The sequence below is a fragment of the Streptomyces nigra genome, assembly GCF_003074055.1.
GTDB classification, from domain to species: domain Bacteria; phylum Actinomycetota; class Actinomycetes; order Streptomycetales; family Streptomycetaceae; genus Streptomyces; species Streptomyces nigra.
In genome coordinates this window covers 2,556,855-2,583,052 of record NZ_CP029043.1, presented here as the reverse complement: position 1 = coordinate 2,583,052, position 26,198 = coordinate 2,556,855, and the positions used below count along the sequence as shown (strand labels likewise).

At 68.1% G+C, this 26,198-nt stretch carries 32 protein-coding genes, 1 tRNA gene and 1 pseudogene; 15 read left to right on the top strand and 19 right to left on the bottom strand.

From position 1 onward, the window contains the following. Window positions 1-4 precede the first annotated feature (4 nt). The gene (locus DC008_RS11950; RefSeq protein WP_108706961.1) at window positions 5-1,462 is read right to left on the bottom strand and encodes an exopolysaccharide biosynthesis polyprenyl glycosylphosphotransferase; all 1,458 of its coding nucleotides are present in this window, start codon (window positions 1,460-1,462) and stop codon (window positions 5-7) included. Beyond that, window positions 1,459-2,598, bottom strand: coding sequence for a glycosyltransferase (locus DC008_RS11945; RefSeq protein WP_108706960.1), 1,140 nt, complete (start codon window positions 2,596-2,598; stop codon window positions 1,459-1,461). The genes DC008_RS11950 and DC008_RS11945 overlap by 4 nt, the downstream gene beginning before the upstream one ends. Before the next feature lie 370 nt (window positions 2,599-2,968). Here DC008_RS11945 and DC008_RS11940 point away from each other — a divergent pair, with 370 nt between their 5' ends. Together DC008_RS11940 and DC008_RS11935 are read left to right on the top strand one after the other, a co-directional pair. Continuing rightward, on the top strand, window positions 2,969-3,637 hold the full coding sequence (locus DC008_RS11940) for a hypothetical protein (RefSeq protein WP_108706959.1): 669 nt from the start codon (window positions 2,969-2,971) through the stop codon (window positions 3,635-3,637). Window positions 3,638-3,800: 163 nt separating this feature from the next. Continuing rightward, window positions 3,801-4,082 (top strand): hypothetical protein, encoded by a 282-nt coding sequence (locus DC008_RS11935; RefSeq protein ID WP_108710663.1) that lies wholly within the window; start codon window positions 3,801-3,803, stop codon window positions 4,080-4,082. A 155-nt stretch (window positions 4,083-4,237) separates the two neighbouring features. Here the strand turns inward: DC008_RS11935 and DC008_RS11930 are convergent, their stop codons facing one another. The 4 genes from DC008_RS11930 to DC008_RS11915 all read right to left on the bottom strand — a co-directional run bounded on the left by DC008_RS11930 (window position 4,238) and on the right by DC008_RS11915 (window position 6,183). Beyond that, entirely contained in the window at window positions 4,238-4,558 is a 321-nt protein-coding gene (locus tag DC008_RS11930; RefSeq protein WP_108706958.1) for a hypothetical protein, read from the bottom strand. Between the two features lie 60 nt (window positions 4,559-4,618). After that, the gene (locus DC008_RS11925; protein ID WP_108706957.1) at window positions 4,619-4,939 is read right to left on the bottom strand and encodes a hypothetical protein; all 321 of its coding nucleotides are present in this window, start codon (window positions 4,937-4,939) and stop codon (window positions 4,619-4,621) included. A gap of 61 nt (window positions 4,940-5,000) precedes the next feature. Next, window positions 5,001-5,351: a hypothetical protein gene (locus DC008_RS11920; protein WP_108706956.1), complete on the bottom strand. Its 351-nt coding sequence runs from the start codon at window positions 5,349-5,351 to the stop codon at window positions 5,001-5,003. Window positions 5,352-5,793: 442 nt separating this feature from the next. Then, the gene (locus DC008_RS11915; protein WP_244221347.1) at window positions 5,794-6,183 is read right to left on the bottom strand and encodes a hypothetical protein; all 390 of its coding nucleotides are present in this window, start codon (window positions 6,181-6,183) and stop codon (window positions 5,794-5,796) included. Between the two features lie 203 nt (window positions 6,184-6,386). On the opposite strand from DC008_RS11915, the gene DC008_RS11910 reads away from it, so the two are divergent. The 5 genes from DC008_RS11910 (at window position 6,387) to DC008_RS11890 (ending at window position 9,940) form a co-directional block, all read left to right on the top strand. Beyond that, entirely contained in the window at window positions 6,387-7,157 is a 771-nt protein-coding gene (locus DC008_RS11910; RefSeq protein ID WP_235072874.1) for a LamG domain-containing protein, read from the top strand. A 101-nt stretch (window positions 7,158-7,258) separates the two neighbouring features. After that, window positions 7,259-7,849: a vitamin K epoxide reductase family protein gene (locus tag DC008_RS11905; protein WP_108706954.1), complete on the top strand. Its 591-nt coding sequence runs from the start codon at window positions 7,259-7,261 to the stop codon at window positions 7,847-7,849. Window positions 7,850-7,957: 108 nt separating this feature from the next. Further along, window positions 7,958-8,446 carry a tyrosinase family oxidase copper chaperone gene (locus DC008_RS11900; protein WP_108706953.1) on the top strand — a complete coding sequence of 163 codons (489 nt, stop codon included), beginning with the start codon at window positions 7,958-7,960 and terminating at the stop codon, window positions 8,444-8,446. After that, entirely contained in the window at window positions 8,430-9,290 is an 861-nt protein-coding gene (locus tag DC008_RS11895) for a tyrosinase family protein (protein ID WP_108706952.1), read from the top strand. Before DC008_RS11900 ends, DC008_RS11895 begins: the two co-directional genes overlap by 17 nt. Before the next feature lie 59 nt (window positions 9,291-9,349). Then, window positions 9,350-9,940: a DUF2087 domain-containing protein gene (locus DC008_RS11890; RefSeq protein WP_108706951.1), complete on the top strand. Its 591-nt coding sequence runs from the start codon at window positions 9,350-9,352 to the stop codon at window positions 9,938-9,940. Here DC008_RS11890 and DC008_RS11885 read toward each other — a convergent pair. After that, complete coding sequence (locus DC008_RS11885) at window positions 9,904-10,863, bottom strand: D-2-hydroxyacid dehydrogenase family protein (RefSeq protein ID WP_108706950.1); 960 nt, start codon at window positions 10,861-10,863, stop codon at window positions 9,904-9,906. The genes DC008_RS11890 and DC008_RS11885 overlap by 37 nt on opposite strands. A gap of 93 nt (window positions 10,864-10,956) precedes the next feature. Between DC008_RS11885 and DC008_RS11880 the strand changes: the two genes are divergently transcribed. Then, entirely contained in the window at window positions 10,957-11,829 is an 873-nt protein-coding gene (locus tag DC008_RS11880; protein WP_108706949.1) for an NAD-dependent epimerase/dehydratase family protein, read from the top strand. After that, complete coding sequence (locus DC008_RS11875; protein WP_164492294.1) at window positions 11,826-12,608, top strand: SDR family NAD(P)-dependent oxidoreductase; 783 nt, start codon at window positions 11,826-11,828, stop codon at window positions 12,606-12,608. Before DC008_RS11880 ends, DC008_RS11875 begins: the two co-directional genes overlap by 4 nt. A 93-nt stretch (window positions 12,609-12,701) precedes the next feature. On the opposite strand, the gene DC008_RS11870 is transcribed toward DC008_RS11875, so the two are convergent. Together DC008_RS11870 and DC008_RS11865 are read right to left on the bottom strand one after the other, a co-directional pair. After that, entirely contained in the window at window positions 12,702-12,980 is a 279-nt protein-coding gene (locus tag DC008_RS11870) for a hypothetical protein (RefSeq protein ID WP_108706948.1), read from the bottom strand. 14 nt (window positions 12,981-12,994) lie between these two features. Beyond that, window positions 12,995-13,360 (bottom strand): hypothetical protein, encoded by a 366-nt coding sequence (locus DC008_RS11865; protein WP_108706947.1) that lies wholly within the window; start codon window positions 13,358-13,360, stop codon window positions 12,995-12,997. 576 nt (window positions 13,361-13,936) lie between these two features. On the opposite strand from DC008_RS11865, the gene DC008_RS35925 reads away from it, so the two are divergent. Beyond that, window positions 13,937-14,377 carry a hypothetical protein gene (locus DC008_RS35925; RefSeq protein ID WP_244221346.1) on the top strand — a complete coding sequence of 147 codons (441 nt, stop codon included), beginning with the start codon at window positions 13,937-13,939 and terminating at the stop codon, window positions 14,375-14,377. A 186-nt stretch (window positions 14,378-14,563) separates the two neighbouring features. Here DC008_RS35925 and DC008_RS11855 read toward each other — a convergent pair. The 3 genes from DC008_RS11855 to DC008_RS11845 form a co-directional block, all read right to left on the bottom strand. Then, a tRNA-OTHER gene (locus DC008_RS11855) sits at window positions 14,564-14,631 on the bottom strand. 85 nt (window positions 14,632-14,716) lie between these two features. After that, on the bottom strand, window positions 14,717-14,914 hold the full coding sequence (locus DC008_RS11850) for a hypothetical protein (RefSeq protein ID WP_108706945.1): 198 nt from the start codon (window positions 14,912-14,914) through the stop codon (window positions 14,717-14,719). Window positions 14,915-14,964: 50 nt separating this feature from the next. Then, window positions 14,965-15,720 (bottom strand): GntR family transcriptional regulator, encoded by a 756-nt coding sequence (locus DC008_RS11845; RefSeq protein WP_108706944.1) that lies wholly within the window; start codon window positions 15,718-15,720, stop codon window positions 14,965-14,967. A 79-nt stretch (window positions 15,721-15,799) separates the two neighbouring features. Here DC008_RS11845 and DC008_RS35920 point away from each other — a divergent pair, with 79 nt between their 5' ends. The 4 genes from DC008_RS35920 (at window position 15,800) to DC008_RS11815 (ending at window position 17,865) form a co-directional block, all read left to right on the top strand. After that, the gene (locus DC008_RS35920; protein ID WP_108706943.1) at window positions 15,800-16,078 is read left to right on the top strand and encodes a hypothetical protein; all 279 of its coding nucleotides are present in this window, start codon (window positions 15,800-15,802) and stop codon (window positions 16,076-16,078) included. A 523-nt stretch (window positions 16,079-16,601) separates the two neighbouring features. Continuing rightward, window positions 16,602-16,826, top strand: coding sequence for a hypothetical protein (locus tag DC008_RS11825; RefSeq protein ID WP_108706940.1), 225 nt, complete (start codon window positions 16,602-16,604; stop codon window positions 16,824-16,826). Window positions 16,827-16,834: 8 nt separating this feature from the next. After that, window positions 16,835-17,566 carry a GntR family transcriptional regulator gene (locus DC008_RS11820; RefSeq protein WP_208645850.1) on the top strand — a complete coding sequence of 244 codons (732 nt, stop codon included), beginning with the start codon at window positions 16,835-16,837 and terminating at the stop codon, window positions 17,564-17,566. Continuing rightward, on the top strand, window positions 17,563-17,865 hold the full coding sequence (locus DC008_RS11815; protein WP_108706938.1) for a hypothetical protein: 303 nt from the start codon (window positions 17,563-17,565) through the stop codon (window positions 17,863-17,865). The genes DC008_RS11820 and DC008_RS11815 overlap by 4 nt, the downstream gene beginning before the upstream one ends. Window positions 17,866-18,132: 267 nt before the next feature. Here DC008_RS11815 and DC008_RS35220 read toward each other — a convergent pair whose 3' ends face one another. The 7 genes and pseudogenes from DC008_RS35220 to DC008_RS35205 all read right to left on the bottom strand — a co-directional run bounded on the left by DC008_RS35220 (window position 18,133) and on the right by DC008_RS35205 (window position 25,058). Further along, entirely contained in the window at window positions 18,133-18,459 is a 327-nt protein-coding gene (locus tag DC008_RS35220) for a hypothetical protein (RefSeq protein ID WP_123954001.1), read from the bottom strand. Between the two features lie 544 nt (window positions 18,460-19,003). Beyond that, on the bottom strand, window positions 19,004-19,861 hold the full coding sequence (locus DC008_RS11810; protein WP_108706937.1) for a hypothetical protein: 858 nt from the start codon (window positions 19,859-19,861) through the stop codon (window positions 19,004-19,006). 208 nt (window positions 19,862-20,069) lie between these two features. Beyond that, window positions 20,070-20,648: a hypothetical protein gene (locus DC008_RS11805; protein WP_108706936.1), complete on the bottom strand. Its 579-nt coding sequence runs from the start codon at window positions 20,646-20,648 to the stop codon at window positions 20,070-20,072. Between the two features lie 191 nt (window positions 20,649-20,839). Next, window positions 20,840-21,307 (bottom strand): hypothetical protein, encoded by a 468-nt coding sequence (locus DC008_RS35215; RefSeq protein ID WP_123954000.1) that lies wholly within the window; start codon window positions 21,305-21,307, stop codon window positions 20,840-20,842. Window positions 21,308-21,500: 193 nt separating this feature from the next. After that, window positions 21,501-21,840: pseudogene (locus tag DC008_RS11800) on the bottom strand (helix-turn-helix domain-containing protein); the annotation flags it as partial. Between the two features lie 1,660 nt (window positions 21,841-23,500). Then, window positions 23,501-24,274 carry a hypothetical protein gene (locus DC008_RS35210; RefSeq protein ID WP_123953999.1) on the bottom strand — a complete coding sequence of 258 codons (774 nt, stop codon included), beginning with the start codon at window positions 24,272-24,274 and terminating at the stop codon, window positions 23,501-23,503. A gap of 100 nt (window positions 24,275-24,374) precedes the next feature. Continuing rightward, window positions 24,375-25,058 carry a hypothetical protein gene (locus tag DC008_RS35205; RefSeq protein ID WP_123953998.1) on the bottom strand — a complete coding sequence of 228 codons (684 nt, stop codon included), beginning with the start codon at window positions 25,056-25,058 and terminating at the stop codon, window positions 24,375-24,377. Window positions 25,059-25,648: 590 nt separating this feature from the next. Between DC008_RS35205 and DC008_RS11785 the strand changes: the two genes are divergently transcribed. Further along, window positions 25,649-26,038, top strand: a complete 390-nt coding sequence (locus DC008_RS11785; protein ID WP_244221345.1) for a site-specific integrase — start codon at window positions 25,649-25,651, stop codon at window positions 26,036-26,038. The last annotated feature ends 160 nt before the right edge of the window (window positions 26,039-26,198 follow it).

The window sequence follows — 26,198 nt, the reverse complement described above, 5'->3', positions numbered from 1 at the left end:
TGCCTCAGCTCCCCGTCGGCCGGACGAACTGGGCCGCCGTGCGCAGCAGGACGCAGACGTCCTGCCACAGCGACCAGTCGTCGATGTAGGCGTTGTCGTAGCGGGCCCGGTCCTCGATCGAGGTGTCGCCGCGCAGCCCGTTGATCTGCGCCAGCCCGGTGATCCCGGTGCGCATCCGGTGCCGCTCCGGATAGCCGGGGTGCGCCTGGCTGAACTGCGCCACGAAGTAAGGCCGTTCGGGCCGCGGACCGACCAGGCTCATGTCTCCGCGGAAGACGTTCCACAACTGGAGCAGCTCGTCCAGCGAGGTACGCCGCAGGAAGTGGCAGAACCGGCTCATGTCCTGCTGGTTCGCCACGCTCCAGCGGGTCGCCGCCTCGTGCTCGCTGGCGGGCCGGTGCGTGCGCAGCTTCAGCATCGTGAACGGCCGCCCGTCCCGCCCGATCCGCTCCTGCCGGAAGACGACACCGGGCCCGTCCATGAACCGCAGCGCCAGCGCGCACCCCAGCAGCACAGGGCCGGTCAGCACCAGCAGCGCACCGGACAGCGCCACGTCCAGCAGCCGCTTCAGGCCCGCGCCGGGCTTCCGCCCGTCCTCCCGCCGCAGCGGCCGGCGCGGGAACCCGGCCAGATGCCCGGCCCGGCCACCCACCGTGTACGGCCCCCGGTCGGCGTCCAGCTCCCACAGCGCACAGCCGGACGCGGCCAGCCCTCGCAGCACCGACGCCCGCTCCACGCGGGTTGCGGCCCCCACGACCAGAACCGCCCCGACCCCGTCGCGGCCCACGGCCCGGCGCGCCTCCAGCGCCGTCGTGAACACCGGCAGCCCCGTCTCGTCGGCCATCTCATCGAGCGCGTCCGGGCCTTCGGCGACCAGCCCGACCGGCCGCACCCCGCACTCGGGGCGGCGCAGCAGCGCGGCGGCCACCTGCCGGGCCGTCACCACCGGGCCGACGACCAGCGCCGGACAGGGCCGCCGGCGCAGCGCGCGGCGCCGCAGCCCCAGCACCACCGCCCGGCCCGCGCACGCCGCCGCACAGTGCGCGGCGACCACGGTGAGCAGCACCGACGGCGGCACCGACCGCAGCGGCGACAGCGCCGCCGCCACCGCCCAGCCGACGGCGATCCGGCCGCAGACCGCCGGCACGTCGTCCAGCGCCCCCGGCATGAGAGAGACGTCGTACAGCGAGGCCCGCCGGTTCAGCGCGAACACCCCGAGCGCCAGCAGGGCCAGGACCAGCGGATGCCGGTGCGCGGCGGGCAGCGCCAGCGCCCCCACGAGGACCGCGCCGCCGTCGGCGAGCCACAGCGGCAGCCGCGCGTCCGGCCGCCTGCGGCGCGGCCCGCGCCCGGCGGCCGGACCGTGCCCGCCCGGGAGCCCACCGGGGGCCGGAACGGAGAGGGCGCCCTCGGGCGCCCGGTGCTGCCCCGCGGGCGAGGCGACGAAGCTTTCCGCGGTCATGTGGTGATGCACTTCCTGCCCTCGTAAGGTCCGACGACCGGCGCGGTGGGACCACCGAGCAGTTCGCGGTACACGTCGGTCACGGCGTCCGTGGCGCGCCGCAGATCGTGGGCGGCGAGCGTGTGCGCCCGGGCCCGCGCGCCGAGCTCCGAGCGCAGCGGCGCATCGAGCAGCAGCGCCGTGAGTGCCCGGCCCAGCGCACCGGGGTCGTCCGGCGGCACCAGGCACGCCGCGCGGGACTCGGGCGGCAGGCTCTCGCGGGCCCCGTCCACGTCCGTCACCACGACCGGCCGCCCGCACGCCATGGCCTCCAGCGGCGCCAGCGCCATGCCCTCCCAGCGCGACGGCAGCACCACGACATCGGCGGCCCGGTACCAGGGCGCGGCGTCCGCCACGGCCCCCGCGAACCGCACCGACGCGGGCGCGGCGAGCCGCAGCCGCTCCCCGTCCGGCCCGTCACCGACCAGCACCAGCCGGGCCCCAGGCACACTTCTCGCGACCTCCGGCCACGCCCCGAGGAGCACGTCCTGCCCCTTCTGACGGCACAGCCGGCCCACGCACACCACCAGCGGTGCGCCTTCCACGTCCGCACGCGAGCCCTCCGGCCGGAACCTGGCGGTGTCCACGCCGTTGGGGACCACTCGCCACACCGCCCGGACACCACGCCGCTCACCGGTGCGCCGTTCGCCCTCGCTCACGCACACCACCCGCGCCGCCCACCGCGCCCCGAACCGCTCCCAGCCCAGCGCCGCCCGGTTCACCACGGGACCCGCGGCCTCGAACGACCAGGCGTGCGGCTGGAACACGGTCGGCAGGGCGCCCCGCACCGCCAGACGTGCCGCCAGCCCCGCCTTCGCGCTGTGCGCGTGCACCAGATCGGGCCGCACCTCGCGCACCAGCCGCGCCAGCCGCCGCACCTCACCGGGCAGCCGCGCCCCCGGGGCCCGCGTCGTGTCCCACGGCCGTACGGCACACCCGAGCGAGGTCAGAGAGTCCGTGAGGGTGCCGCCGGGCGGCGCGGCAACGGTCACCCGTAGTCCGGAGCGGAGCTGAGCCGCCACCAGGTCCGTCACGACCCGCGCGACCCCGCCCTCGACGGGCTGGGCGACATGCAGGATGTGCGGCACCACGCGCATGACCGAGGCTGCCCTTCCGCAGAAAAGAGTCCGAACCAGTAACACGACGATGTGTGGCGCGTCCCGCTGTACGATTCCGCAGCTGTTCACCGGACTGCGTGGTCCAAACGGCTTTCCGGACACATGAGATGAACAGCGCCAGCCACTTATCCATATTTATCGCCGATAGGGTCGGCGATGGTGGAGCAGACCCGTTTCCCGAGTTGTTTCCCGCGCGGACCACCCGTTTGGAGCCGTAGTACGGAGTGGTTTCCGGTGTCCACCCGATCAGCAGGTCCCGTGCCCTGTTCGGGGCCGCCGAATTCGACAGCCGGGTCCCCGGCGGAGACGGTGGGCGCACGACCCCGAAATCTCGCCGGAGGGAAATCCCTTGCCTGCTCCGACCACCCGTCGCATCGCCACCTCGGCCCTGTGCGCGGCACTCCTCCTGGGTGCGGTGGCGCCGGCCCTCGCCGCCGGCCCCGACGACACCCGTCCCGCCTCCCGTACGGCCGCCGACAGGCGGGCGGCGCTGCGTGACCAGACCGACGCGCTGGCCGGCCTCGGCACCGTCCTGACCCCCGTGACCCGGCTGCTGGACTCCGCCCTCGCCGCGGACGACGACCCGCTCACCGCGGCGGAGGCGAAGAAGCTCGCCGCCGCGGCCCGGGAGGCCGTCGCCCAGGCCCGCGAGGAGGCCCTCGCCGAGGCCGCGCAGGAGGTGGCGGCCGCCCGCGCGGAGGCCGAAGAGGCCCGCAGGGAAGCCGCGGCGGACCGCGAGGAGGCGCTCACCGACGCCGCCGACGCCGCCGACGCCACTGACACGACCGACACGACCGACACCACCGGCCTCACGTCGGGCGCCCTCGACGCGCTCGGCAAGGCCGTGGACGGCCTCCTGGCCGCTCTGCTGGCGGACAAGGGCGAGCAGGTGGACCCGGCGGCCGACAACGTGGTGAAGAAGCTCGTGGACGTCTCCGTCGCCACCCTGCTCGACCGCGGCCTGCCCGCCGCGCGACTGCCCGGCCTGCCGTCCGCCGAGACCGGGACCGGTGCCTGAGGCGAAGCAGCCGCCGATCTCACGGCCCGTCGGACCGGCCCCCGCCGGCCCGACGGGTCTTTTCGTATGAGTTCCGGGAACTTGACGACTGCGGGGTTTCCGCCGAGTTCCCGTGTCGTTAGCCCGGGAGAACCACGAACGGATTCACCTGGAAAGGCACATGATGAAGAACCTGAAGGCTGCTGCCGTGGTCGCCGGATCGCTCGCGATCGCCGGCGCCGCTGTTCCCGCCTCCGCCGTGAACATGCCCGGGAGCGGCCTGGTCGACAACGGCTCGGCGGTCACCCGGAGCCTTCCCTCCGCCACGAAGGGCGTGCAGCGCACGGCGGAGAAGGTGAAGTCCAACGTCAAGGACTCCGGCGTCGTGAAGACGCCGGTCTTCGGCGGCACGCTGCCGAACCCGGTCGACGGCAAGCTGCTCGGCGGGCTCCCGCTCAACAGGTGACCTCGGCGCGTCGTCCGGCGCGTCGCGAAGGGCCGGCTCCGTACCCACGGAGCCGGCCCTTCGGCATGTGGCACAACGTCCCCCGGACATGCCGAGGGCGGCCCACCGGAGAACCGGGGACCGCCTCGGAAGAAGCTGTGCTCAGAACGGACCGCTCAGAACAGCAGGCCGCCGACGTGCACCGACTCGCGGCCCTGCTCGACCTTGCCGGTGTTGCAGCCGACGTACTTCGAGTTGGGGGCGATGACGGCGCCGAGGACGGCACCGTTCGACCACGGGGCGATGCAACGACCGTCGATCAGGGTGCCGTTGACGACGGCCAGGCCCTGCTGCGCGTCGTTCACGACGACCGGGGAGGAGGAGAAACCGCTACCGCCCTTGACGGTGGTGGAGTCGTTGTCCGCCGCGGCGGAGCCGCCGGTCGCGAGAACGATGCCCGCGGCGATGGCCGAAATGGCCGTAACCTTGTTACGCATGTACTGAGCCTTTCCGGGCTGCGTGTGGGTTTACCTGCTGCGAAATGCTCGGAGCAGGGGTCAGAAAAGGATTCCGCCCTTGTGGTACGAGCCGCGGCCCTGCTCGACGGTGCCGGTGTTGCAGCCGACGTACTTCGAGTTGGGGGCGATGACGGCGGCGAGGACGGCACCGTTGGACCAGGGGGCGATGCAACGGCCGTCGACGGCGGTGCCGTTGAGGACGATGACGCCCTGCTGCGGCTCGTTCACGACGACCGGGGAGGAGGAGAAACCGCTACCGCCCTTGACGGTGGTGGTGTCGTTGTCGGCCGCGGCCGAGCCGGCGGTCGCGAGGACGATGCCCGCGGCGACCGCGGAAATGGCCGTAACCTTGTTGCGCATGTGCTGAGCCTTTCCTGGCTGCGTTGTGGTGTTGCCTGCTACGACGCGGTCGGAGCAGGAGTCAGAAGAGCAGGCCGCCGCCGCGGACGGCCTTGCGGCCCTGCTCGACCTTGCCGGTGTTGCAGCCGACGTAGTGCGAGTTGGGCGCGACGACACCGCCGAGGACGGCGCCGTTGGACCACGGCACGGCGCAGCGAAGGTCGACGAGGGTGCCGTTGGCGATCAGAACGCCCTGCTGCGGCGCGTTCACGACGACCGGCGACGAGGAGAAGCCGCTCCCGCCCTTGACGGTGGTGCTGGAGCTGCTCTTGGACCCGTCGCCGCCGTAGGAGCCGCCGGCGGAGGCGATGCCGGCGCTGCCGACGACGGTGCTGAGGGCGAGGGCCGTGATGACCGCGAACTTCCTGGGCAACTCGGTTCCTTCCTGAATTCACGGTTGCGCACGCTTACGAAAAGGAAACCCGTATATGCATGCATAAGTCACGGCGAGAACAATCAAACGCGCAGAGATTCCTTCGGATGGCGCAATGAGCGCGCCGGTGCTCGCAGTCCGCTTTAGGCTCATTCCGGGGTCGTCTGCGCTATTGCCGCCGGAGCCCGAAAAGTCCTTCGTTCACGGCCGCCGGGGCACATGCGTCCGGCCCACCGGCAAGGGGAGGGCCGGTGGGCCGGAGAGTTGGTTCACGGGGTGCCGGTCGGCCGGCGGGCCCGACGTCCACGGAGCCGGAATTCTGCCTCCGGATCCGGCGTCCGGGCCTGCCCGCCGCACGTCGGCCGCCGGGAACCGGATCAGAGTCGCAGAATTCCGGAGCCGGCTTTCGCCGGGCCTGCCGACGGGTGAGTAGGCCGGGCCGTCACTTCTTGGGCAGCAGGCTGCCGAGTCCGGCGGAGGTGGGCGCCTTCAGCGGGTGGACCTCGACGGAGCCGCTGCCCGCCGGGTTCTTCACCGGGATGGTGGGCCGCTTGGCGGCGTTCGGGTCCATGCCGTCCAGGTAGATGCCGGACACCGAGCCGGACTTCTGGTCGAACGCGGTGCCGTTGGCGACCTTGCCCTCCTTGGCCAGCCGCGTCACGACATCGGTGGCCGGCAGGACCGCCGGGGAGACCTTGGTGGGGGACATCAGCCCGAGCGGCCCGGCCGTCGAGCCGGAACCCCCGCCGACGGCCGAAGCCGCGACGGCCGCACCGCCCACAAGACCCGCACCGATAGCCAACGCCGCAGTGGTGAAAACTGCCTTCTTCATGATTCACCTCGCATGAAAGTACCTCTGATCCAACGGTTGGAGAACATAGCAGCCCCCATGCGGCAAAAATGCGGCCCGTTGCTCCATACGCGTGAAATCGGTCGGGGTGAAGAATGCAATACGCAGAGGCATTCGGAGGGATTGGCATCTGGTCCGCGAATCAATTCATCGTATGGTGCCCCTAGTTCTGGTACACCACCTGTATGATCGGAAAGCTGAATTTCAGCGCGCTCGCCACCATGATCACCGAGGGTGTCAAGTTCACGGCGCCCCGGAACTCCGCCCGGAACCCCGCCCGGACCCTCGTCTGGGCGGAGGAGTTCGACGCCCCGATCGACTGGGGCCGTCGATGGGTCGGCGACCGCACGAGCGCCTACCGCTACTGCGACCACAACCCCGACGACAACAAGCTCGACTGGCTCGACCCGCACTGCGTCACCGTCTGCGACTCGGTGGCGACGTTCGCCGCCGCGCCCTGCGGCCGCACCCTGGAGAACGGCCTGCCCGCCTGGCGCACCGGCCTGCTCACCACCGAGTACTCCGCCGAGGGCTTCCAGGTCCGCACCGGCGACCACATCGAGACCCGCGTCCTGCTGCCCTCCGCCACGGGGGCCTGGCCGGCCCTGTGGACCTGGAAGGACGGCGCCAACGAGGTGGACTCCTTCGAGTACCACCCCGACAACCCGCACCTGCTGGAGCTGTCCAACCACGTGCTCGGCGCGACGAGTTACCACACCGACGGCGGTGCCATCGCCCCGGACACCTGGGTCACCGTCGGCACGACCTACGGCGAGCGGTGCGTCGAGTGGTTCGTCAACGGCGAGCGCGTCTACGCCGACGACACGGGCGTCGGCCGCGACTGGTCGGCGTATCTGATCCTCAACCTGTCGCTGTGCGCGGGGGAGCACCACCCGGCGCCCCGCGGCCCGGCCCCCATCACCTTCGGCGTCGACTACGTGCGCGTCCACCGCTGACCCCGCCGGGCATCGCTCGATCGGGCGGCCGGCCCGCACCGGGTCGGCCGGTCGGGTGACCACGGGCCGGACCGGCGCCGGGCCGTCGATAGGGTCGCGCGATGGCCACCGACTCGAGGGCGCGCGGCAGCCGCCCGTTCGCCCTGCTGCTCGTCATGTGCGGAGCGGCCGGGCTGCTCGCCTCCTGGGTCATCACCCTCGACAAGTTCAAGCTGCTCGAGGACCCGGACTTCGTGCCCGGCTGCAGCCTCAACCCGGTGCTGTCCTGCGGCAGCGTGATGGAGAGCGACCAGGCCGAGGTCTTCGGCTTCCCCAACCCGATGCTCGGCCTGGTGACCTACGGCGTCGTCGTCTGCGTCGGCATGAGCCTGCTCGCGGGCGCCGCCTTCCCGCGCTGGTACTGGCTGGCGTTCGAGGCGGGCTGCCTCTTCGGGGTCGGGTTCGTCTCCTGGCTGCAGTTCGAGTCCCTGTACCGGATCAACGCGCTGTGCCTGTGGTGCTGCCTGGCGTGGATCGCCACCATCACCCTCTTCTGGTACGTCACGTCCTTCGTCGTCCGCGCCGGCCTGCTGCCCGCGCCCGCGGCCGTGCGGTCGTTCCTGGACGACTTCACCTGGGTCCTGCCGGTCCTGCACATCGGGGTCGTCGGCATGCTCGTGCTCACCCGCTGGTGGGATTTCTGGACAAGCTGACCATTGCTGCACCCGGGGCGACACGGCCCGCCTCGGGCGCCGGAGGTGACCGCGCGACGACCCGGACTGTTACTCGTACGAACAGCCGAACCGTACGAGGGGTGAGCCATGGAGTTCAGCGCGGGCCAGGAGCCGTCGAAGGCGCGGCGGACGGACACCTCCGCGACCGGTGAACCGGTGCCACGCACCCGCAGAGAGGCCGCCCGCTGGCTGCTCACCTCCGCCGTCGTGACGCTGGCCCCCCTCATCACCGCCTCCCGCCCGCACCCCACCCCGGAAGAGGGCACCGGCACCCCCTTCGACGAGACCTATCTGGGCCGCCGTATCCGCGGCGCCCCGGTCGCCCTCGGCGGCCCCGCCGCCTCCGCCGTGGAATGGCGGGTGACCGTCGACGGCCGCCCCCTGCATCTGATGCGCCGCGCCGACGGCTCCTGGCTGAGCATGGTCGACCACTACGGCTGGTACCGGACCCCGCTGGAGGCGACCCGCGCGGCCGTCGACGAACTGGGCCCGCGCGGACAACTCCGCGACCTCGCCCCCGGCCCCCTCCACGGCGGGCACCCGCACAGGGAGGCGCAGCATGGCGTACGTGCGTAAGGACGTCAGCCGGCTGACCCGCACCGAGCGCCGGCGCTTCGTCGAGGCGCTCCTGGAGGTGAAGCGGCGCGGTGTGTACGACGAGTTCGTACGGCTGCACATCGCGCACTTCGTCGGCGACGGCGACCGGGGCCTGCGCGCCGCGCACATGGCGCCGTCCTTCCTCCCCTGGCACCGCCGCTTCCTGCTCGACCTGGAGAACGCGCTGCGCCGCGTCGACTCCTCCGTGACCGTGCCGTACTGGGACTGGACGCGCGACCGCCGGGCCACCGGCGTGCCCTGGACCGACGACCTGCTGGGCGGCAACGGCCGGCCCGGCGACCGGCAGGTGATGACCGGTCCGTTCGCCTACCGCGGCGGCAACTGGACGATCCGGGCGGGAGTCTCGGACGGCGTGTTCCTCACCCGCGACCTGGGCCGCTCCCGCGGCCCCATCGACCTGCCCACGAAGAGCGACCTCCAGCAGGCACTGGACGATCCGGTCTACGACGTCGCCCCCTGGAACTCCACCTCCTCGCGCGGCTTCCGCAACAAGCTGGAGGGCTGGGGCCGCGGCCGGGACTCATGGCGCAACCACAACCGCGTGCACCGCTGGGTCGGCGGCCACATGGTCGGCGGCGCGTCCGTCAACGACCCCGTCTTCTGGCTGGTCCACGCCTTCATCGACCTGCAGTGGCAGCGCTGGCAGCAGCGCCACCGCAAGCACCGCTACCTGCCCGCGCGACCGCCCGGCCGGGACAGCGACCAGTACCGGCGGATCGTCGCCCGGCACCAGAAGCTACCGCCGTGGGACGTGACGCCGGACGACCTGGAGGACGTCTCGAAGATCTACCGTTACGCGTAGCCGTGGCGGCGCCGGAAAATCGCTCGGCGGGGCGAGCCGGTCCGCACTAGCCTCCCCCCATGCCTACGGAACCCGCACCCCGTACCCCGGACGAACTGATCCGGCTGTTCGCCGAGGAGAGCCGGGCCCGCGCCTTCGCCGCCGTGGCGCTGGGCGCCGGGAGCCCCGAGGAGGTCGGCGAGGCCGCCGGCCTGTCCCCGAGGGACACGGCCCAGGCCCTGCGCCGCCTACGGGAACAGGGCGCGCTGACCAGAGGCGAGGACGGGAACCTCAGGGTGGCCTACGAGACGTTCCGCGCACGCGCGCGGGGCTCGGAGCGGAGGGACCCGGACCCAGGCGGAACTGGCCGGACGGACATGGTGCTGCGCACCTTCGTACGGGACGGCCGGCTCGTACGGCTGCCCGCCCGATGGGCCCGCAAGAAGCTGGTCCTCCAGTACATCGCCGAGCAGACGTTCGAGCCGGGGGTGGAGTACCCCGAGCGCACGGTCGACGCGAAGCTGCGCGCCTGGTGCGAGGACAGCGATCGGATCGACCATGTGACTCTGCGCCGCTATCTGGTGGACCTGCACCATCTGCACCGGAGCGAGGGCGTCTACCGGCGCCCCGCCCCTCAGGGCAGCCGCCGCACCGGCGAACCGGCCAGGTAGGCCTGGATGTTCTCCACGGCCTGCCCGTAGTACGTCGTGTAGTTGGCCTGCGAGACATACCCCAGGTGGGGTGTGGCGAGCAGCCGGGGAGCCGTGCGCATCGGGTGGTCGGCGGGCAGAGGCTCGACATCGAAGACGTCCACACCGGCGCCCGCGATACGGCCCTCGTGCAGCGCGGCGAGCAGGGCGTCCTGGTCGACGATCGCCGCACGCGAGGTGTTGATCAGATACGCCGTCGGCTTCAGCAGGGCGAGCTCGGGCGCGCCGAGCAGCCCCCGGGTGCGGTCGCTGAGCGCGAGATGCACGGACACGAAGTCGCTGTCGGCCAGCAACTCCTCCTTGCTGGCAGCCAGATGGACGCCCACCTCGTCGGCGTACTCCTTGGTGAGGTTCTGGCTCCACGCGGTGACCCGCATCCCGAAGGCCGGCCCGACCTGGGCCACCCGGCTGCCGATCTTGCCGAGCCCCAGCAGGCCGAGGCGGCGCCCGTGCAGATCGGCGCCGACCGTGCTCTGCCACGGACCGCCGGTCCGCAGCGCCCGGCTCTCCTCGACGATCCCGCGCGCCAGCCCCAGCAGCAGCGCCCACGTCAGCTCGACCGGCGGGGTCGAGGAACTGGCCGTACCGCAGACCGTGACGCCGTGCGCCTCGGCCGCGGCGTAGTCGATGACCGAGTTGCGCATGCCGGACGCGATCAGCAGCTTCAGCCGGGGGAGCCGGGCGAGGAGGGAGGCGGGGAAGGGGACACGTTCGCGCAGGGTGACCACGATGTCGAAGTCGGCCAGCGCCGCCGCGAGTGTGTCCTCGTCCGGGAAGTGCGTGGTGAACGGCACGAGTTCGACGTCGTCGGCGAGCGGCGACCAGTCGACGACGCCGGTGGCCACGTCCTGGAAGTCGTCGAGCAGGGCACAGCGCAGACGCACGGGATCACTCCTCCGTCGGTTCCGATGAGGGGACTCTACGGAACGGGGGCGACGTCGCCCGTGGTTGTACGGTGATCGCCTGGGAGGGTCACCTTGTCACGACGCGTACTCGTCACCGGAGGCAGCGGTTTCGTGGGCGGCCATGTCGCGACGGCGCTGCGGGAGTCGAGCGCGCCTGTCCATGTGCGCCTCGTCCTCCGCGAGACAGGGCACGTAGGCCTGGAGACCGAGACGGTACTGGCGGACCTGACCGACCCGTCGACCCTGCGCGGTGTCTGCGACGGCGTGGACGTGGTCCTGCACTGCGCGTCCCATGTGGGCTCCGACGAACGCCTCACGACGGCCGTCAACGACCACGGCACGCAGGCCCTGGTCGAGGAGGCGGTGCGTGCCGGGGTCGGCCGGATCGTGTACGTGAGCACGGCGGCCGTGTACGGCCGGGGCCCCTTCACCCGAGCCCTCCCGTCCGAACTGCCGCTCGCCCCGGCATCCCCGACCAGCCGCGCCCGAGCCGCCGCCGAACGGCATGTCCTGGATGCGGGCGGCATCGTCCTGCGCCCCCACCTCGTACTCGGCCCCGGCGACCGCTGGGTGGAACCGGGCCTGGCGGCCCTGCTCAGGGCGCTGTCGGCGGGCCTGAAGGACTGCGAGGCCCGGCACTCGTACGTGGAGGTGACGGCACTGGCGAGGGCGGTGGTGGCGATGGGCCTCTCGGACAAGACCTGGACAGGCGCCCACAACGTGAACCGGACGTGCCCCGCCCGGACTTCGGAGTTGCTGCAGAGGGCGTCGAGGCTGGTGCCCCACCCCCTGCCGGGCGCTCCACTCACGGTGGAGGAGGCTCGGGTGAGACTGCGGGACCAGCCGCGTCTCCTGCACCACCTGGACATGCTGGCGGTGGACCACTGGTTCGTGGACGAGGTGGTGGACGAGGACTTCTGGACCCGGCACGTGGAGTCTCGGTGACAGCCGAACGCCCCCTGGCGGGCAAGGTGGCGCTGGTGACGGGCGCGGGCCGGGGCATCGGCGCGGCGATCGCCAGGCGCCTGGCCCGCGACGGGGCGCTGGTCGCGGTGCACTACGGGCACAGCGAGGACGCCGCGGGGAAGGTCGTGGCGGAGATCCGGGAGGCGGGCGGGCGCGCGTTCGCGGTGGGGGCGCGGCTCGGGGTACCGGGGGACGCGGAGGCGGTGTTCTCGGCGTTCGACGCCGGCCTGGAAGAGGAACTCGGAAGGCCCGGGGCGGCCGTACTGGACATCCTGGTGAACAACGCGGGAACGAGCGGTTCGGGCCCGCTGGAGAAGGCGACGTCCGACATCTTCGACCGCATGATGGCGGTGAACGCGAAGGCGCCGTTCTTCCTGGTGCAACAGGCGCTGCCGCGGCTGCGGGAGGGCGGCCGCATCATCAACATCTCATCGCTGGCCTCCCGCCGGGCCTTCCCGGAATCACTGGCGTACGCGATGTCCAAGGGCGCGCTGGACACGATGACCCTGGGCCTGGCGAAGGAACTGGCCCCGCGCGGCATCACGGTCAACGCGATCGGCCCCGGCTTCATCGAAACGGACATGAACGCCCGTCGTCGTACGACCCCGGAGGCCCGAGCCGCTCTGGCGGCGCGCTCGGCCTTCGCTCGCATCGGCGCGCCTGCCGACGTGGCCGACGTGGTGGCGTTCCTGGCGTCGGAGGACTCGCGCTGGATGACGGGGCAGTACGTGGAGGTGAGCGGCGGGACGGACCTGTGAGACGAGCCGCCGGCCGGCTGTCACAGGTCCTCGAAGGCGTCCTCGCCGGGCCGCCAGGCCATGAAGCGGGGATCCTTGAAGCCGCTGGTGCCGTCAGACGTCGGTATCGACGGCCCGCTCGAGCAGGCCCAGGGCGTGGTTGTGGAGGCGGCGTTCGGCGTCACGGCATGGGGCAGCGAAGAAGGCCCGCTGAGCTTCGGCGAGGCCGCAGTTCAGCAGGTTCATGGTCACGACCACGGCTTCCACTCCGTCACACCCGTGGTCCTTGAGGATCTGCTGGAGTGCGTCGGTGTCGCCGGTCGCCTCCCAGAAGGGCCGGGCGGTCTCCTGCATGACAGCGACACGCGCTGCCCGTTCCGCGTCGAACCCCACGGGACCGCCCCCTCCTACTCCAGGCCCGCAGGCGTGCCGGCGTTCGCTTCTCGACGCCGGAACGCCCGTCGGGTGCCGCGCATGAACAGGATGAAGACCGCCCTGAAGACCATGAACACAGTGGTGAGGGCGAACGCACGGGCAAGCATGTCGATGATCGTCGTCCAGGAATCGGACAGCTCGAGAAGGATCGACAGCTCCCCGAGCGCCGTGGCCACGCCGAACATGAACGGCAGCCATTCCCAGTGAGTCCGCGAGCCCCGCCTGACTGCTGTCGCCCGCTTGTGCCGTCTGCGACGAGTCACCGAGCCGAGGACGACGCTCAGGACGATCATCGAAGCGGGCACCCACAGATCCGACCAATGCACCGTGAGCTCCACGGCTCCGCCCCCTTGCTGCCTCAGCCCTGCCATACGGGCGGCGAGCCTACCGCTCGGCCGGCGACGGCCTCCGACCCCATCACCTGCAGTGGACCGCTCTGGATTTGCTGAGAAATCCTCCTGCCGCCGAGAACAGCGCCGTCGGAGACACGAAACGCCCTGGAGGGGAGAGCCCCTCTTTGCGACGGCCGGACGCGGGCCACGGGAGCCGGTGCCGGGTGCCGGCGGTCCCTGTACTTCATTGCTGTACCGATGACCTCGAATCCGCTGCCATGCGTATAGGGATCGCGTCGGCGTGCCGAGCAGGCGACGATCTGTCGCGTGACGGATACAGCAGGCTCGGGCGTCGACGACGATAACGGGTGGACAGAGCGTTTGACGTGGGCTTACGGCTTGATAGCACCGGACTCCGCCGAACGTGCCTCTGCCCTTGCTCGCCTGGTCCGTGCAAGAGAAGAGGCCGAGTCTGCTCGTCTCCGGGTCGACGAGACTCGGCTCCCGAGCCCTCGGTTGCGGGTCACGGCGCGGGACCGGGCAGCTGCCCAAAAGGCATACAGCGAGGCAGCAAGTCGCTGTATGCCCGAAGCCCTGTGGAGTGGGCCGGCCTCCAGGGACATCAACACGTGGGCGGGGCTGCCCTTCGCCATGCTGTTCCTGGAATGGGAGGCCCGGTACCCACAGGAGTGGACACAGCACGCGAAGGCGTGGGGCACGAAGCAATCCTTGATACGGCAGCTGGCCACCGCCAACCACGACGGCCAGGTGAGAACGAAGCTGGTCGAACTGGTCGACCTCGCTGTCCAGCGGCCCTATCGGTGCAAGGACCGTGAGTACGTGCGTGTGGCCCGGGCGGTAGACGGAGGCGAACTGCGCGGCAGGCTCCACAGGGCTTATCGCTCGGAGAACCCGTGGGCACAGCTCCACGCGGGCTACGTTCTCTGGCTCCTGGATCATCCCGAGGTGCCGAACACCCGACATGTCTGGAGGACGTGGCTTTCCGACACCCACACCTCCTGATCCAGGCGCACGCCTTCCAACCATCATGAACATCCACGCGCACGCCGACATGACGGAGAAACGGGCCGCTCTGGATCGGCTGGGGAGCCTGCTGGCCGTCGAGTGACGGGGACGTTGCCGTCAGCGCTGCCGTCAGAGACACGAAACGCCCTGGAGGGAAGATCCCCTCTGGGGCGTTTTGGCGGGTGGCGCCCCCGGCAGGACTCGAACCTGCGGCCAAGCGCTTAGAAGGCGCTAGGTGTGTCCCCCGGGGGTCGGTCACTGACCAGGGCAGTTACCCCTCCCCCTGACAGCTCGCCACCTGCCGTCGACACACATTCGACACGGCTCGGAGCCGGTTCACGGTCGCCGGTAGGCCGATGGGTCGACACCCGCTTCTGGCGTCCTGCTGATGGACACGTAGGCGGGGTACTCAGGGTCCCCAACCTGAATGAGGGCGAAGAGATCAAGGTCATGGTTCGCGAACCTGTGGAGGTACTGGAGGAACAGCTCCAACTCCTCGTCCGACAGCCGCTCGTCGTGCCGCTCGTTGCGCATGCGGTCACGATACGAGCGGAGGAGCAACGACCTGACGCGGAGGGGTCCTGCTAGCGGTTGATGGGGATCTCGTAGACGATCTCGCAGTGAGCGGCGGGCACCACGATGTCCGCCGTCTCCACGGGCCGCCCCTGGTCGCTGTAGTACGTCCGCCGGATGTGCGTCACGAGTGCGGCCTTCTGGATACCGAGAAGTGACGCCTCCTCGGCGGTCGCCTGCCTCGGCTCCGGCTGCTCCACGGCATGGCTGACGGTGACGCCGATCGCGGCCATGCGGTTCACGACTCCCGCCCCGGCGTGGGGCCCTCCCTCGGGGAGGACGACGAGCGTGCCGGCGGTGAGGTCGTACGGTTCCCAACTCGTCGACAGCTGCACCGGCCTGCCGTCGGCCAGGAACTCGTACGTGGTCCGGACGCACAGGTCGCCCTCGTCGATGCCGAGCCGTGCAGCGATGTCCGCCGGAGCCAGCACCTTGGCCTCGGTCCGGCTCTCCCAATCCCCTTGCCTGCCCACGGCTTTCATGTCCGCCCGGAACGGTGACGCGTCGGGCCGCTCCCGCGCTGACGACCGGACCACCCGCACCCTCTTCCGGGGCTCCGCGACGTAAGTGCCCGATCCGGCGCGGCCCTCCAGCACCCCTTGGGAGATCAGCAGCTCCTGCGCCCGACGGACCACGTTCTCGCCCACCCCGCACTCCTGGCCGATCTGGGCGCGGGAAGGCAGGCGGTCCCCGGGTTCCCACACGTGCTCCGCGATCCGCCGCCGGAGTTCGTCAGCGATGCGGAGGTAAGGCGGCTGCTCAGACATATGGAAAATCTAGTCCACTAGCTCTAATCTAGTTAACTAGCTTTACTCAAAGTGATCGCCGGTTAACGGAGGCTGCCCTGTGCCCGCTTCGGGAGTTAGCGCGGCGGCCATCGCTGCCCGGCTGTCCGACATCGGACTTCCCGCGCGCGTGGAGGAGCACGACCGGTACGCGTCGGTCCAAGCGGAGGTGCCGGAGTCGCTCCCCGCCGACTTATGGCGGGAGGTCCTGGAAGTGGTGGCCGAGGCCGATCGGTTCGGGCTCCTCGCCACCAGCCTGAACGACCGCACTCTTTGGGCGGTCGTACACAAAGCGGTCCCCACGACGGGCGATGTCGGGGGACCGAGCCATCAGCGATAGGAGCTGAGCAGCATGCTCAACCGTATCCGCCGTGCCGCCTCGCTCACCAGAGCGCGGTACTTCGCCAAGGGAAGGCACCGCCGCCCCTTACGGCCCTCCCGGTCGACGGCCGCCCTCGTTGTCCCTGCGCTCGCTGACGCGTCGACGGCCGTCCTGGGCCGGACCCTCGATACCGCGAACCACTGGCACCGGCTCGCGGGGGAGGAGAACGCGCTCATCCGCCCGTACCTGCTGGCTTGGGAGCGACGAGCACGACCGCGCGCGGTGGTAGTCGCTCCTCAGTTGCCCGCTGAAGCGTGGTCGTTCCTCGCGGGGGTGCGCTGATGCCTTCTCGCCAACAGCCCCACACCGTCGAGGTCTCGGCCGTTCGCTACCGGTCGACCGCCTGCCGTATCGGCACACACCCTGCTTGCAAAGAGTCCTCCCCGGTCCCCGCACCGGTAGACGCACCGATTGTCTACGAGACATGCGCCTGCCCGTGTCACTCGGCGTCCCACCACTCCACGCCCACGGAGGCAGAGCGGTGAGCGGCTGGGCACCAGGCGGCGCGCTGGCATCCAACGTCGAGGTCACCGCGGCAACCGTGCAGCGCGGCGACATCATCCAACTCGGCGGCCAAGCATGCCGGGTGAGCGACCTCATCCAGCTTCCCCAAGGCGCCAAGCAACTCCTCTTCGAGTCGGGCGAGCTGCTGACCATGCACGCGCGAACCCGGCTCGCTGCCGTTCGCATGCAAAGAAGGCGGTGATCCCGTCCATGCCTTCACGCCATCACGAGATCGCCGACGATCTGCGGCACGAGATCACGAACGGGCGCATAGAGCCCGGCGAACGCCTGCCCTCCGAGGCCGGCCTCGCCGACCGATACAAGGTCAGCACGGTGACCTTGCGGAGGGCTCTCGCGGTCCTCCAGGGCGAAGGCCTCGTCGAGAAGATCCACGGCAAGGGCAACTTTGTCCGCCGCCCACTCCGGAAGATCGTGTACGTCGGGGGATGGGGAACGCTGGACCCGTGGACCGCCGCTGAAACGGCCTTGCGCGTCACGGTTCGCACCAACACGGTTCCGGCAGAGGGACATCTGACGACCTTGCTGAAGGTGCCGACAGGCAGCCCTCTCGCCGAGTTCTTCTGCATCAGCCACGAGGGAGAGTCACCGCACGGGCTGGCCCGCATCTACATCCCGCGCGACCTGGCACCGGCCGGAGTGCTGGACGACGAGTCCTCGTGGCGGGAGACAGCTACGCGATTCGCCGTCCTGAGCTCGCCGCCGCCAACTGTCCGGGAGACGGTAAGCGCCCGCCCGCCGACACCGGACGAAGCCTCGACCCTCCGGCTCCGCTCCGCCGTGGCAGTCCTCGCCGTCACACGCCTTGCGACCGACGCCACCGGGCGCGTCGTTGAGGCCGCGCTTCTGGTCTTTCCGGGGCACCGCGTCGACGCGGTCTTCACCACCCACCACATGACCGATGAGAGGCAGACGCAAGAATGACGGCACCGAACAGACTGCGACTCCTCCCATGGTCGGGACCGGAGGGCAAGCCCTGCTACCTGAGCACCGACGACGGGGAGGGCTACATGTCCCGCTTGGCGGACAACATCGAGGCCGTGCAGTTGGGAACGGCCGCCGAGCTGCTGGAGCAAGCCTCAAACAAGCTCGACGACCTGGCCACGGACTCGGAGGACATGCGACGGCTGGCCAAGGACCTGACCGGGTCCTTGCGCGATGTGCTCCGCGTTGCAACCAGCCGCGGTGACCTCCTAGCGGTGAGCGACCCTCACTGCTTCTGAAGAGATGGCTGCGTTTTAGCGGCCAGCAACGACCTTCCGTTCCTTGCCGACGGGGGGAGGAGCCCGGTTTCGCACCGGGCTCCTCCCCCCGCTTCTCTGTGCCTACGCCGAGAGAGGCACCCTCAGAACGATCGACCGACGTAAGGCGGCTCGCCCAGCACAACAGTGATGGCACTTCGGCCCGGATCCGAGGCGCTCCGCCTCGTGCATCGGCGCCCCAGGTGGGATTCGAAGCTGCGCGCACAGAGCCGTTGACACCCCGCCTCATCACGGCTCTTCGAGGCGCACGGCTTCGCCCAGCTCGTCGACCGCGTTCCAGTAGACATCGAGGGCTGAGTGGAACGCTGAGGCGTCAGTGACACCCTCCGCGATATCGCCCAGCGCCATATACACCGTTTTGGACGCGGCAAAGACGCGGTCGCATGCCCTTCTCGCCTCAGCACTCAAGGCGTGGACGGTGGCAACCTGACAAGTGTGGCGGAAGGGACCGAAGGCTTCACGTAAGCGTGCTCGGTGTTCTTCGAGGCGTGCCCGGCGCTGCTCCGGGTCCTCAGCGCTCAGGATGTCTGGAGTCTGGCGATACTCGACACCCATGAGGTGTGCTTGCTCGAGGAAGGCAAGGTAAGAAGATCGCCGAACTTCCCGCCGACGTATCCCCTCCTGAGCTGACGCTGAAATCTCAGCCTGTAATCGGGCAGCTCGCGTATGTCCGCGGCTCGTAACCCAGCTGGCGAGCACCGCCGTGGCAGCTGTCAGCACTGCAACCCATAGTCCGCTGTCCCCCACGTCATGCGAGTGTGGGGCTTAGCCCTCTGTAGGAACAACCCCTACCGACAAAAAGGCCGCCGCCTAACCTATGTCTCCACTGTGGAGGGCTGTGGTTGACCGGCTTACAGACCTGCGACTCTGTAAGCGATCAACGCGGTGACCTGCTGCGAGGCCGTCACGGTTGTCCAGATTGAGCAGGCCGAGCACGGGCACCACGAGCAGGAGCAGGCCGTGCCCGAGCAGAGGGCCGGCGGCACCTGGCTCTCCCGTTTCCGCAGCTGACCCGGCAGGCCTGCCCGTCCGTGGCGGCTGCAAGAGGCATCTGGCCCGCAGTACCGCACAGGCGTGACAATTAAGAGGGAACACGCCCCTAGTTACGCTGGTTCGACTCCTGAGGCTTGAGGTTGTCGTACGCCCTGGGATGGGTGCGCAACTGCCCTTTGAGGTAGCGCCGATCACGCAGGTTAGTCATGACAGCGTCGTAGTGAGCCTGCTCAGCGGCCCAGTCTCGGTCGAGGTGGGGCATCGCCTCGTCCGACATCTCGCGGGCGAGGTCATACAGATTTCTTCGCCAGGCCGGGTCGATGGCCCGCTCGTTGACAACCGCGTTACGGAAGGCGAAGCACGCGAAGAGTGCTGTGGATGCGAGCAGACTGACCGCTTGTCGACAGGCCTCTTCGTCGAATGCGGTCGCCGAGTTCAGGAAGAAATGATCTTCCTCTACCGTGAACTGCCCCATGCAAGACTCGGCCGTCGGGTGGGCCCAAGCCGAAGCTTCCGCGTAAAAGTTCTTGTACTTTTCAACCTCATGCGCGGAGTCCCCTCGTACGTCGCTGAGCCACTGTCGTACACGCACGTCAGGGAACCACTTGCCGTCACGAAGCCACTGATCGGCCATCTTGGGGTCCTTGGCCAACACTCTGGCAAGGCCGGCAGACTCATACACCGAACGTAGCAAGTTGCGCATCTCTGCTAGAAAGCCGTGGCTCGTGACCACCCAAGCCGCCCGCAGCTGGGTGAAGCTTCGAGCCAGCGCCGCTGCGGCAGCGAGATCATTCTCGAAGGTCTCCTCGAACGGAAAGCGATCAACGCGGTACGTGCCGAAGTGAAGGAGAGCCATGGCGCGCCCGAACCAGGCGCTCTCAGGCCAGGCGGACGAGGCTTCGAAGAAGCGCCCCATGTGTATTACGTCATCGGGGAGTTCGCCCAGATCGTACTCTTCTGTCATGCGCCTATGGTGCTCGCCTGTACTCAGTGGTGCCACAACTTTTGCCGGACGCTGCAACGGCTCCGGAGTGAATGCATGAATCCGGGCACGCACAGCCTCTGACCTGCGGTGGAGATGGTCTTGGGATCAGCTCTGACCGCGACTGTGTCGGAGGTGTGTCGGGCACGTTCTTCCGGATCCAAGATCCTTTGGCCGCTCGCTTCTGGAACTACAGCCAGCCGATGCGACGCAGGACGGGCACAATGCGAGTCACCGCATAGAACACCGCGTGAGCTCCCTCGTCGCAGTCGGGCTCGAACAGAGCGCAGAGCTCGCCCTTGCCCGGCCGGTCGTGCGTGATGACCTCTCCTTTGGGCCCTATATCGGCGATGCCGAGTCGGCAGGCTGCTTCGATTAGGTCAGGGTCGCACGCGGCGTCAAGGGCGTCCAGGTTGGGCTGTTGCTGGTGCAGGGGCCAGCCGTCTTCTTGGAAGGTGATGGTCCGAGCAGTCATCCAGGTGTGGTGACCGTGGTTGCAGTAGTAGACGCCCGCGCGCCGGCGCTCGTAGAACTTGGCCATTTCGCGGGGCATTTCGGGAAGCTGTTCGGGCAGGATCGTGCGAATGTCGCGCTCCCCGACCTCCCATGTGATGTCTCGAACGGTGATGCTGGGGCGACCTTTGAGGGAGAGCATCCAGTCTGTAGCGATGCCCTGAGAGTGTTCCTTCGTGAAGGTCCGCCCCTGAACGGTGAACGGTTCCTCGGGAGGTGCGAGGGCTATGCCCTTGCCAAGCTCGATCTCTGACAACGGGGTCCTTTCCTCGCGGGTGCGGGTGTTACTGCCTTCCGGGAAAAAAATACTGGCCTCGTAGGGATGTCCTGCTGATACGTGCCGTCATAGGCCCGACTGGACAGCCGGATGCCTAGAACTCTGAGTGGCACCTAGGCCAGTCGCGGAAAGTGCAAGCCAACGTAGAGACAACGAGATGGACCTACGAGCTAGATGGGGCCGCCTGGGTTTGGCGTCGATGGCGGTGCGGGTGTTGAGCCCAGCGGAGTAGCCGAGTTCAGGACCGACTGATGCGCCCGAGCAACAACTCGCATTTGTGCTGCGTCATTGCGGCGCAGCACGAAGACCGATGCCAGGGCAATCACGCTAGGGCCAGACAGGATGCCTGCGAGAACAGGTTGGTTGTTGCTTCCCACTATCACGGCACCGACCAGCATTCCGATGGTCACCATGAAACCGGCGATGAGACCACACAAGTACAAGCGATGAGTGCGCGCGGCATCGGCTTCTTGGGCCGCAAGGCGCATGTGTTCCATCTGTGCTTCGTGTTCCCTCTGAAGCTGCGGTTCGAGTGCTTCCAGGGCGACTTTCAGGTGCTCTGCTGGCAACTCAGCCCACTGTTTCGCGATGCCGAACCCGGTCGGATCTTGCTTCCAGTCTCTCCAGCCGGTTGTCATCGGGCTCCGCCCCCGTCCTTCGAGCCAACAGGCTGAGGTGTGGAGAGAGAGTCAGGTGGCGGCCCAAGTCGCTGGAAGAGAGCCTCCAAACCATCAGCGATGCCCGACGAAACAGGTGCGGCATCGGCAGTTGAGCCACCATCCGGCGTAACTGATGCTCGCTTGGCCCTTCTCCTGTGCCTGAGCGGAGCCTCTGCTGTAGAGAGCGCAGCACGGGCCTGGGAGATTCGCATGGCCTCCATGGCCGTGTCGTGGCGCGTCGCCGCGCGGCTCCAGGCACGCTCGGCGAGCTCCCACATCGTCGTCAAGTGGATGGGATTGGTCCCGGTGATCTCGGCTAAGGCGGTGACCGCCCCCTTGGGCGCGAGGAGCCGACCGTTGAGATAGCGTTCCCAGGAGGTCCTGCTATAGCCCGTGCGGTCGGCCACCGCAGCGATGCTGAGTCCGCTGCGGTCCACGAGCCGGCGCAGTTGGCTCGCGAACTCCCGTACTTGCGGATCAAGTTCGTCGGGCAGGTCTCTCCAACGAGGCATTCCCCCACCTCTCCCCCCCACATGTCGTGGTCGCCATGTTGATGGCGCGGAAGGGCGCTGTGCCCTGATTCTCCATCGTTCGTGCCCAAGCTGTTATCGGCGCGGCCGCATCACTCTGTGTAGATCACCTTGGATGGCGTGTGGAGGGGAGATGGCTCCGGAGCACAATCAGAATTGAACTTGCCAATGGGCTCTGACCAGCAGATTCCTTGATCGAGGAGGCGCGCGGTGCCCTCCTGTATCGCAGATAGTGCGTGCTAGGCAGGAAGCGGGTTCGTAGTGGGGCTACAACGTGCCTTCGTCCAAGCGTCAGAGGCGTCGTTTCCTCGGATGACAGAGCAGATCGGAAGTCGCCTTCGGCTCCTACACCTACAGAAGAGGCCGGCGTCCCTGATGGGCTATCTCAACCCCACGGGGTGAAGGCCCGTCAGCGACCGGACAACCAGGACACGTTCACACCCGCAGTTCTCGCGGCTGGGTACCGGGCCGGCATCTCCGGGGGAGGGGCTGGTGAGAAGCACCCCATCTTGCCGGATCGCCACCCCTGGGGGGAAACGGGTATAGGCAGGGTACTCTGACCTGCTGGTTCGCGGTTGGCGGCTGTCGGTCAACTGTCGCTGCCGGTCGTCGTTGGTTGGCCTCGGGGAGTCTCGGACGGCCCAGAGACGGCCCAGCGGCCGCAGCACCGCGCGACATTCAGCCCCATGGTGGGACACTGCTGCCGTGTCTGACCCTGCAGCTTCAGCGCTAGCTAAGATCCTCGCTTCGGTAGCCGACAGGATGCTTGCCGACTTCAAGGCCAGCGGCATCGCTAAGCACCGGGGCTCGAAGGGGACCGTCCGCGAGGCTCAACTCCTGAGCAACTTCCTCCGAAAGTACCTCCCCCGCACTGTCATCGCGGAGCACAGCGGCGAGGTAATGAGTCCGCCAAGACGAGGATGCGCGGACCGAGCAGGAGCGTGTATGTCTCGGCCGCGATATCGATCAACGCCGTGACCTGCTGCCGACCTGCCGGTTTCAATCAGCGCTCCATCCTGCCCTAGAGCCCTGCGGCTGGGTAGTCCACAGTGGCGCATGCAAGTCTGCTGCCGTCCGGCGGCGTTGATGTCAGCTGTGGATGTCAACTTGGGCTAGCGCTTCTTGCGTATCTTGCGCTTCTTCGCCTGGGCTTCCTTCTCCTTGCGCTGGGCCACACCGTATGCCGACCACGGCCCCTGATGCACTGGGCAGCGGGACGTGCCTGACACAACCTGCCTCTGACACCGACCGCCTGTCTTGGTGCGCGCGCCGCACTTCGCCATGCCGTCTCCCCCTAGCCGCTGCTCGGTCCGCCACAGTTCTAGGCACGGTGGCGCGGTTCCCTCCAACGGTGAAGGCGTGAACCTGCTCGTGCGGAGTGCGCGGGCGCACGCTTCAGAGTGAAGACTCGGTCCAGCGAACTTCCCGAACCGGCGCACACAGGCATCAACCTGAGGCAGAATGGCCCTACTTGGCAACAGCGCCGGCTCCCTGCATCCGCCGCCCCGAGTGGGCACGACCTTGTGAGGGAGTCCGCAATGGAACCGATTTCTCTGCTTCTTATGGCAATCATTCTCATGATTGCTAGAGAACGGAGTTAGTCGATATGCCCAGGGCCGGGGGCCTCGTGAGGCCCCCGGTTTTATTTCCCTATCGCGTCACTGGCCGCAGAAATCAACGTTCCGACCGTGGCCAGCGAAGCGATTGGGATGCCGATAGCGGCGATCTTTTCCCCTACGGACAGCCTGGACCACCATGTCCCATCGGCTACGGCAGAATTGATGCGGAGCTGTGCCCGGAGAGACCTCCTCTTCAAGAACTGAAATAGAGTGAAGAGGATTCCGAATGAAAGGAGAGCCCCCATGATGATGTTGAATGTGCGCTGATTCTCCTTCGACTCCTCCGCCTTTTGCATGCATTCTTCAACCGACTCCTTTCCGAGGTCGCCGAATGCCCAAAGTGCTCCTATGCCGATGAAGAAAACTGCAAAAACCACTGAAATTGTTGCTTCATATCTGGGGGAATTTCGGACCGCTCCGTGTGCCCCAAGGAAAGATTCCATGCGGGCGGACTGACCGTATACCCACGTAGAGTCGGAGCCGGAAAAGTTGAACTCGGTCCGCTCGGTGTCGATGGAAATGGCGACCGAGCGTTCCATGGAGGAGTTCTTTGCCTCCATGGAGATGTTCGTCCACTTGCCACTGGTTTCCGGAGTGTTAGCTTGAAGCGTTGCGATAAGGTCGGCTAGGTTCGAATTCCAAAACCGAGTGCTCCCGACTACCGTCGAGATCTGAACGTCTGGTGAAGATATCCCTTCGCATGCAACGTCGAAAATGCGCTCTAGTTCACCTTGGCCAAGGCGGCACTGGTAATAAACCTTGCGGACGTCTGTCTGCTGATTTGGTGTGGTGGCCATGCGGAAATGCTGGACCTTTCGGCTTGTCGGTCTATCTGGTCGGAGTAGGTGAGCTGTGCAACTCCTCGCCGTGATCCATGGGATGGTCGCCCCGCTACCGCTACCGCTTCCAGCCCATGTAAAAGGTCAATGCCGCCACAGCTGCGCCGCCCAAAAAACTGAGCACTCCGGCGATAATCAAATTCTGCTGCGTCAGCCGCTCTTCTCGTTGCTCGCGTGGGAGGAGAGGCACCACTTCGGCGCGTCCGTCGATCACCCTGTTCATCAGGGCGATAGCGCCCAAAAGAATTAGATAGGGAAGGATGCCAAATGCCAAGCTTTTGTAAGCATTGATGAGAGCGATGGTGGCGGCGATCCCGGACAGTGTCATTAGTGCAGTGGCGGCCTGCACTAGGCGACGGTGTCGAACGCCAAAAGACATTCGAGGTCTTAGCATTTCTTCTACGGCATCCACTAGGCTCAGGGCCGCCTGGCTTTGCTCCGTAGTGCGTACGACTGGCGACTCTCCTAAGGCCACGACAATTTCGGGTCTGACGGTGATTAGCCGCACTGTTCGAAGTTCTCGTTTGCTCGCATCTCTGAGGTCATCAACGCTTTCTGCTGTCGCGTCTCCGGCCTGGATTATCACGGCCTCGGCGTCACGTTCCAGCAATCTCTTGACATCGGAAATATCGCTCAGGAAAAGCCGCATCTTAGGTAGTGCTTTGCGGTATTCATGTGGCTCCGGGCTGGCAGTTGGAGGCACGTCGCGTCTCAAGGCACACACGAAGTGATCGTACTGCATGAAATTCTGCACAATCCAGAGTTCTGATGAATCGGGAAGCGGGATCGGCTGCCACCGCTGCGGTGTCCACGAGGTCGGCGCAACGACTTTGGCCGGGAGCTGCTTTGGCGCGAGTGATCATGGCCCGTAAGCTTCCGGCGCGTCGGGCAGTCTGTGGACCTGCCCGCTAAAGCACGACGTTGGGGCCATGATCTTCGAGGCTCGCGCCAAAGTGGCTGGCTAAAGTCGTGGAGCCGACCGCCCCAGCCATAGAGGGTGTCTCCCACTTCACTGCCCGCAGCTCGCTAGCGCGCCGCCTGGCGCGGCCAGCCGGGGCGCAGACAGGAGGCAGGCCGCGCCGCAGAGGCGGCGCCCGCGCTGTGCGCGGGCCTTGATGAAGTAGGGAAAGTCTTATCCCTCGGGCTGCGACCACTCGGCTCGGTGCTCGTCCCGCAGGCAAAAAACAGCTCGACCACCAGGGTGCTGGCGTCTTCGGCCTCGCGCTCGATCTTTGCGGCCCACCCGGCGGAGCTGTTGCGCCCGAGCCGCTGCCGTAGTCACTCGGTGAACGGTCCTTGAACCGGTTGGCTCCACACGGAGACACGCGTACCGTGCCGGGTCATCCCGCCCTCACTCGCATCCTGCGACAGCACATCGAGGACGAAGGACTCAAGCCGGATGATCTTCTGTTCCAGGGGGAGAACGGCGGCATCCTCGCGGGTTCCGTCATTCGCCGGGCCTGGCGTGGCGCTCGTAAGGCAGCACTGCCTCCCCACCTCTTCGAGTCGCCGACCGGTAAGCGGGGGTACGACAACCGGCACACCCGCCTGACCAAGTGGCTCAACGACGGGGTCCCGCCCGCTCAGGTGGCCGAGTGGGCCGGGAACAGCGTGCCTGTGCTGCTCGCCACCTACGCACGATGCGTCGAAGGGCAGCTGCCGGACCTGAAGAGGCGGCTCGAAGCCGCAGGGGATCTGCCCGACCTGTCCGACGCCGACTGAGCCGTCCGCCGGCGTAAGACTTCGACACGTATTCGACACAGCGACCCGCAGAAACCCGGTGACAGCCGGACAGCCCCGGAGTCTCCCCATGATCGGCAGGGGAGTGCCCGGGGCTTCGTCGTGTCGGGTGGCACCCGCCCTGAACAGCAAAAACGCCCTC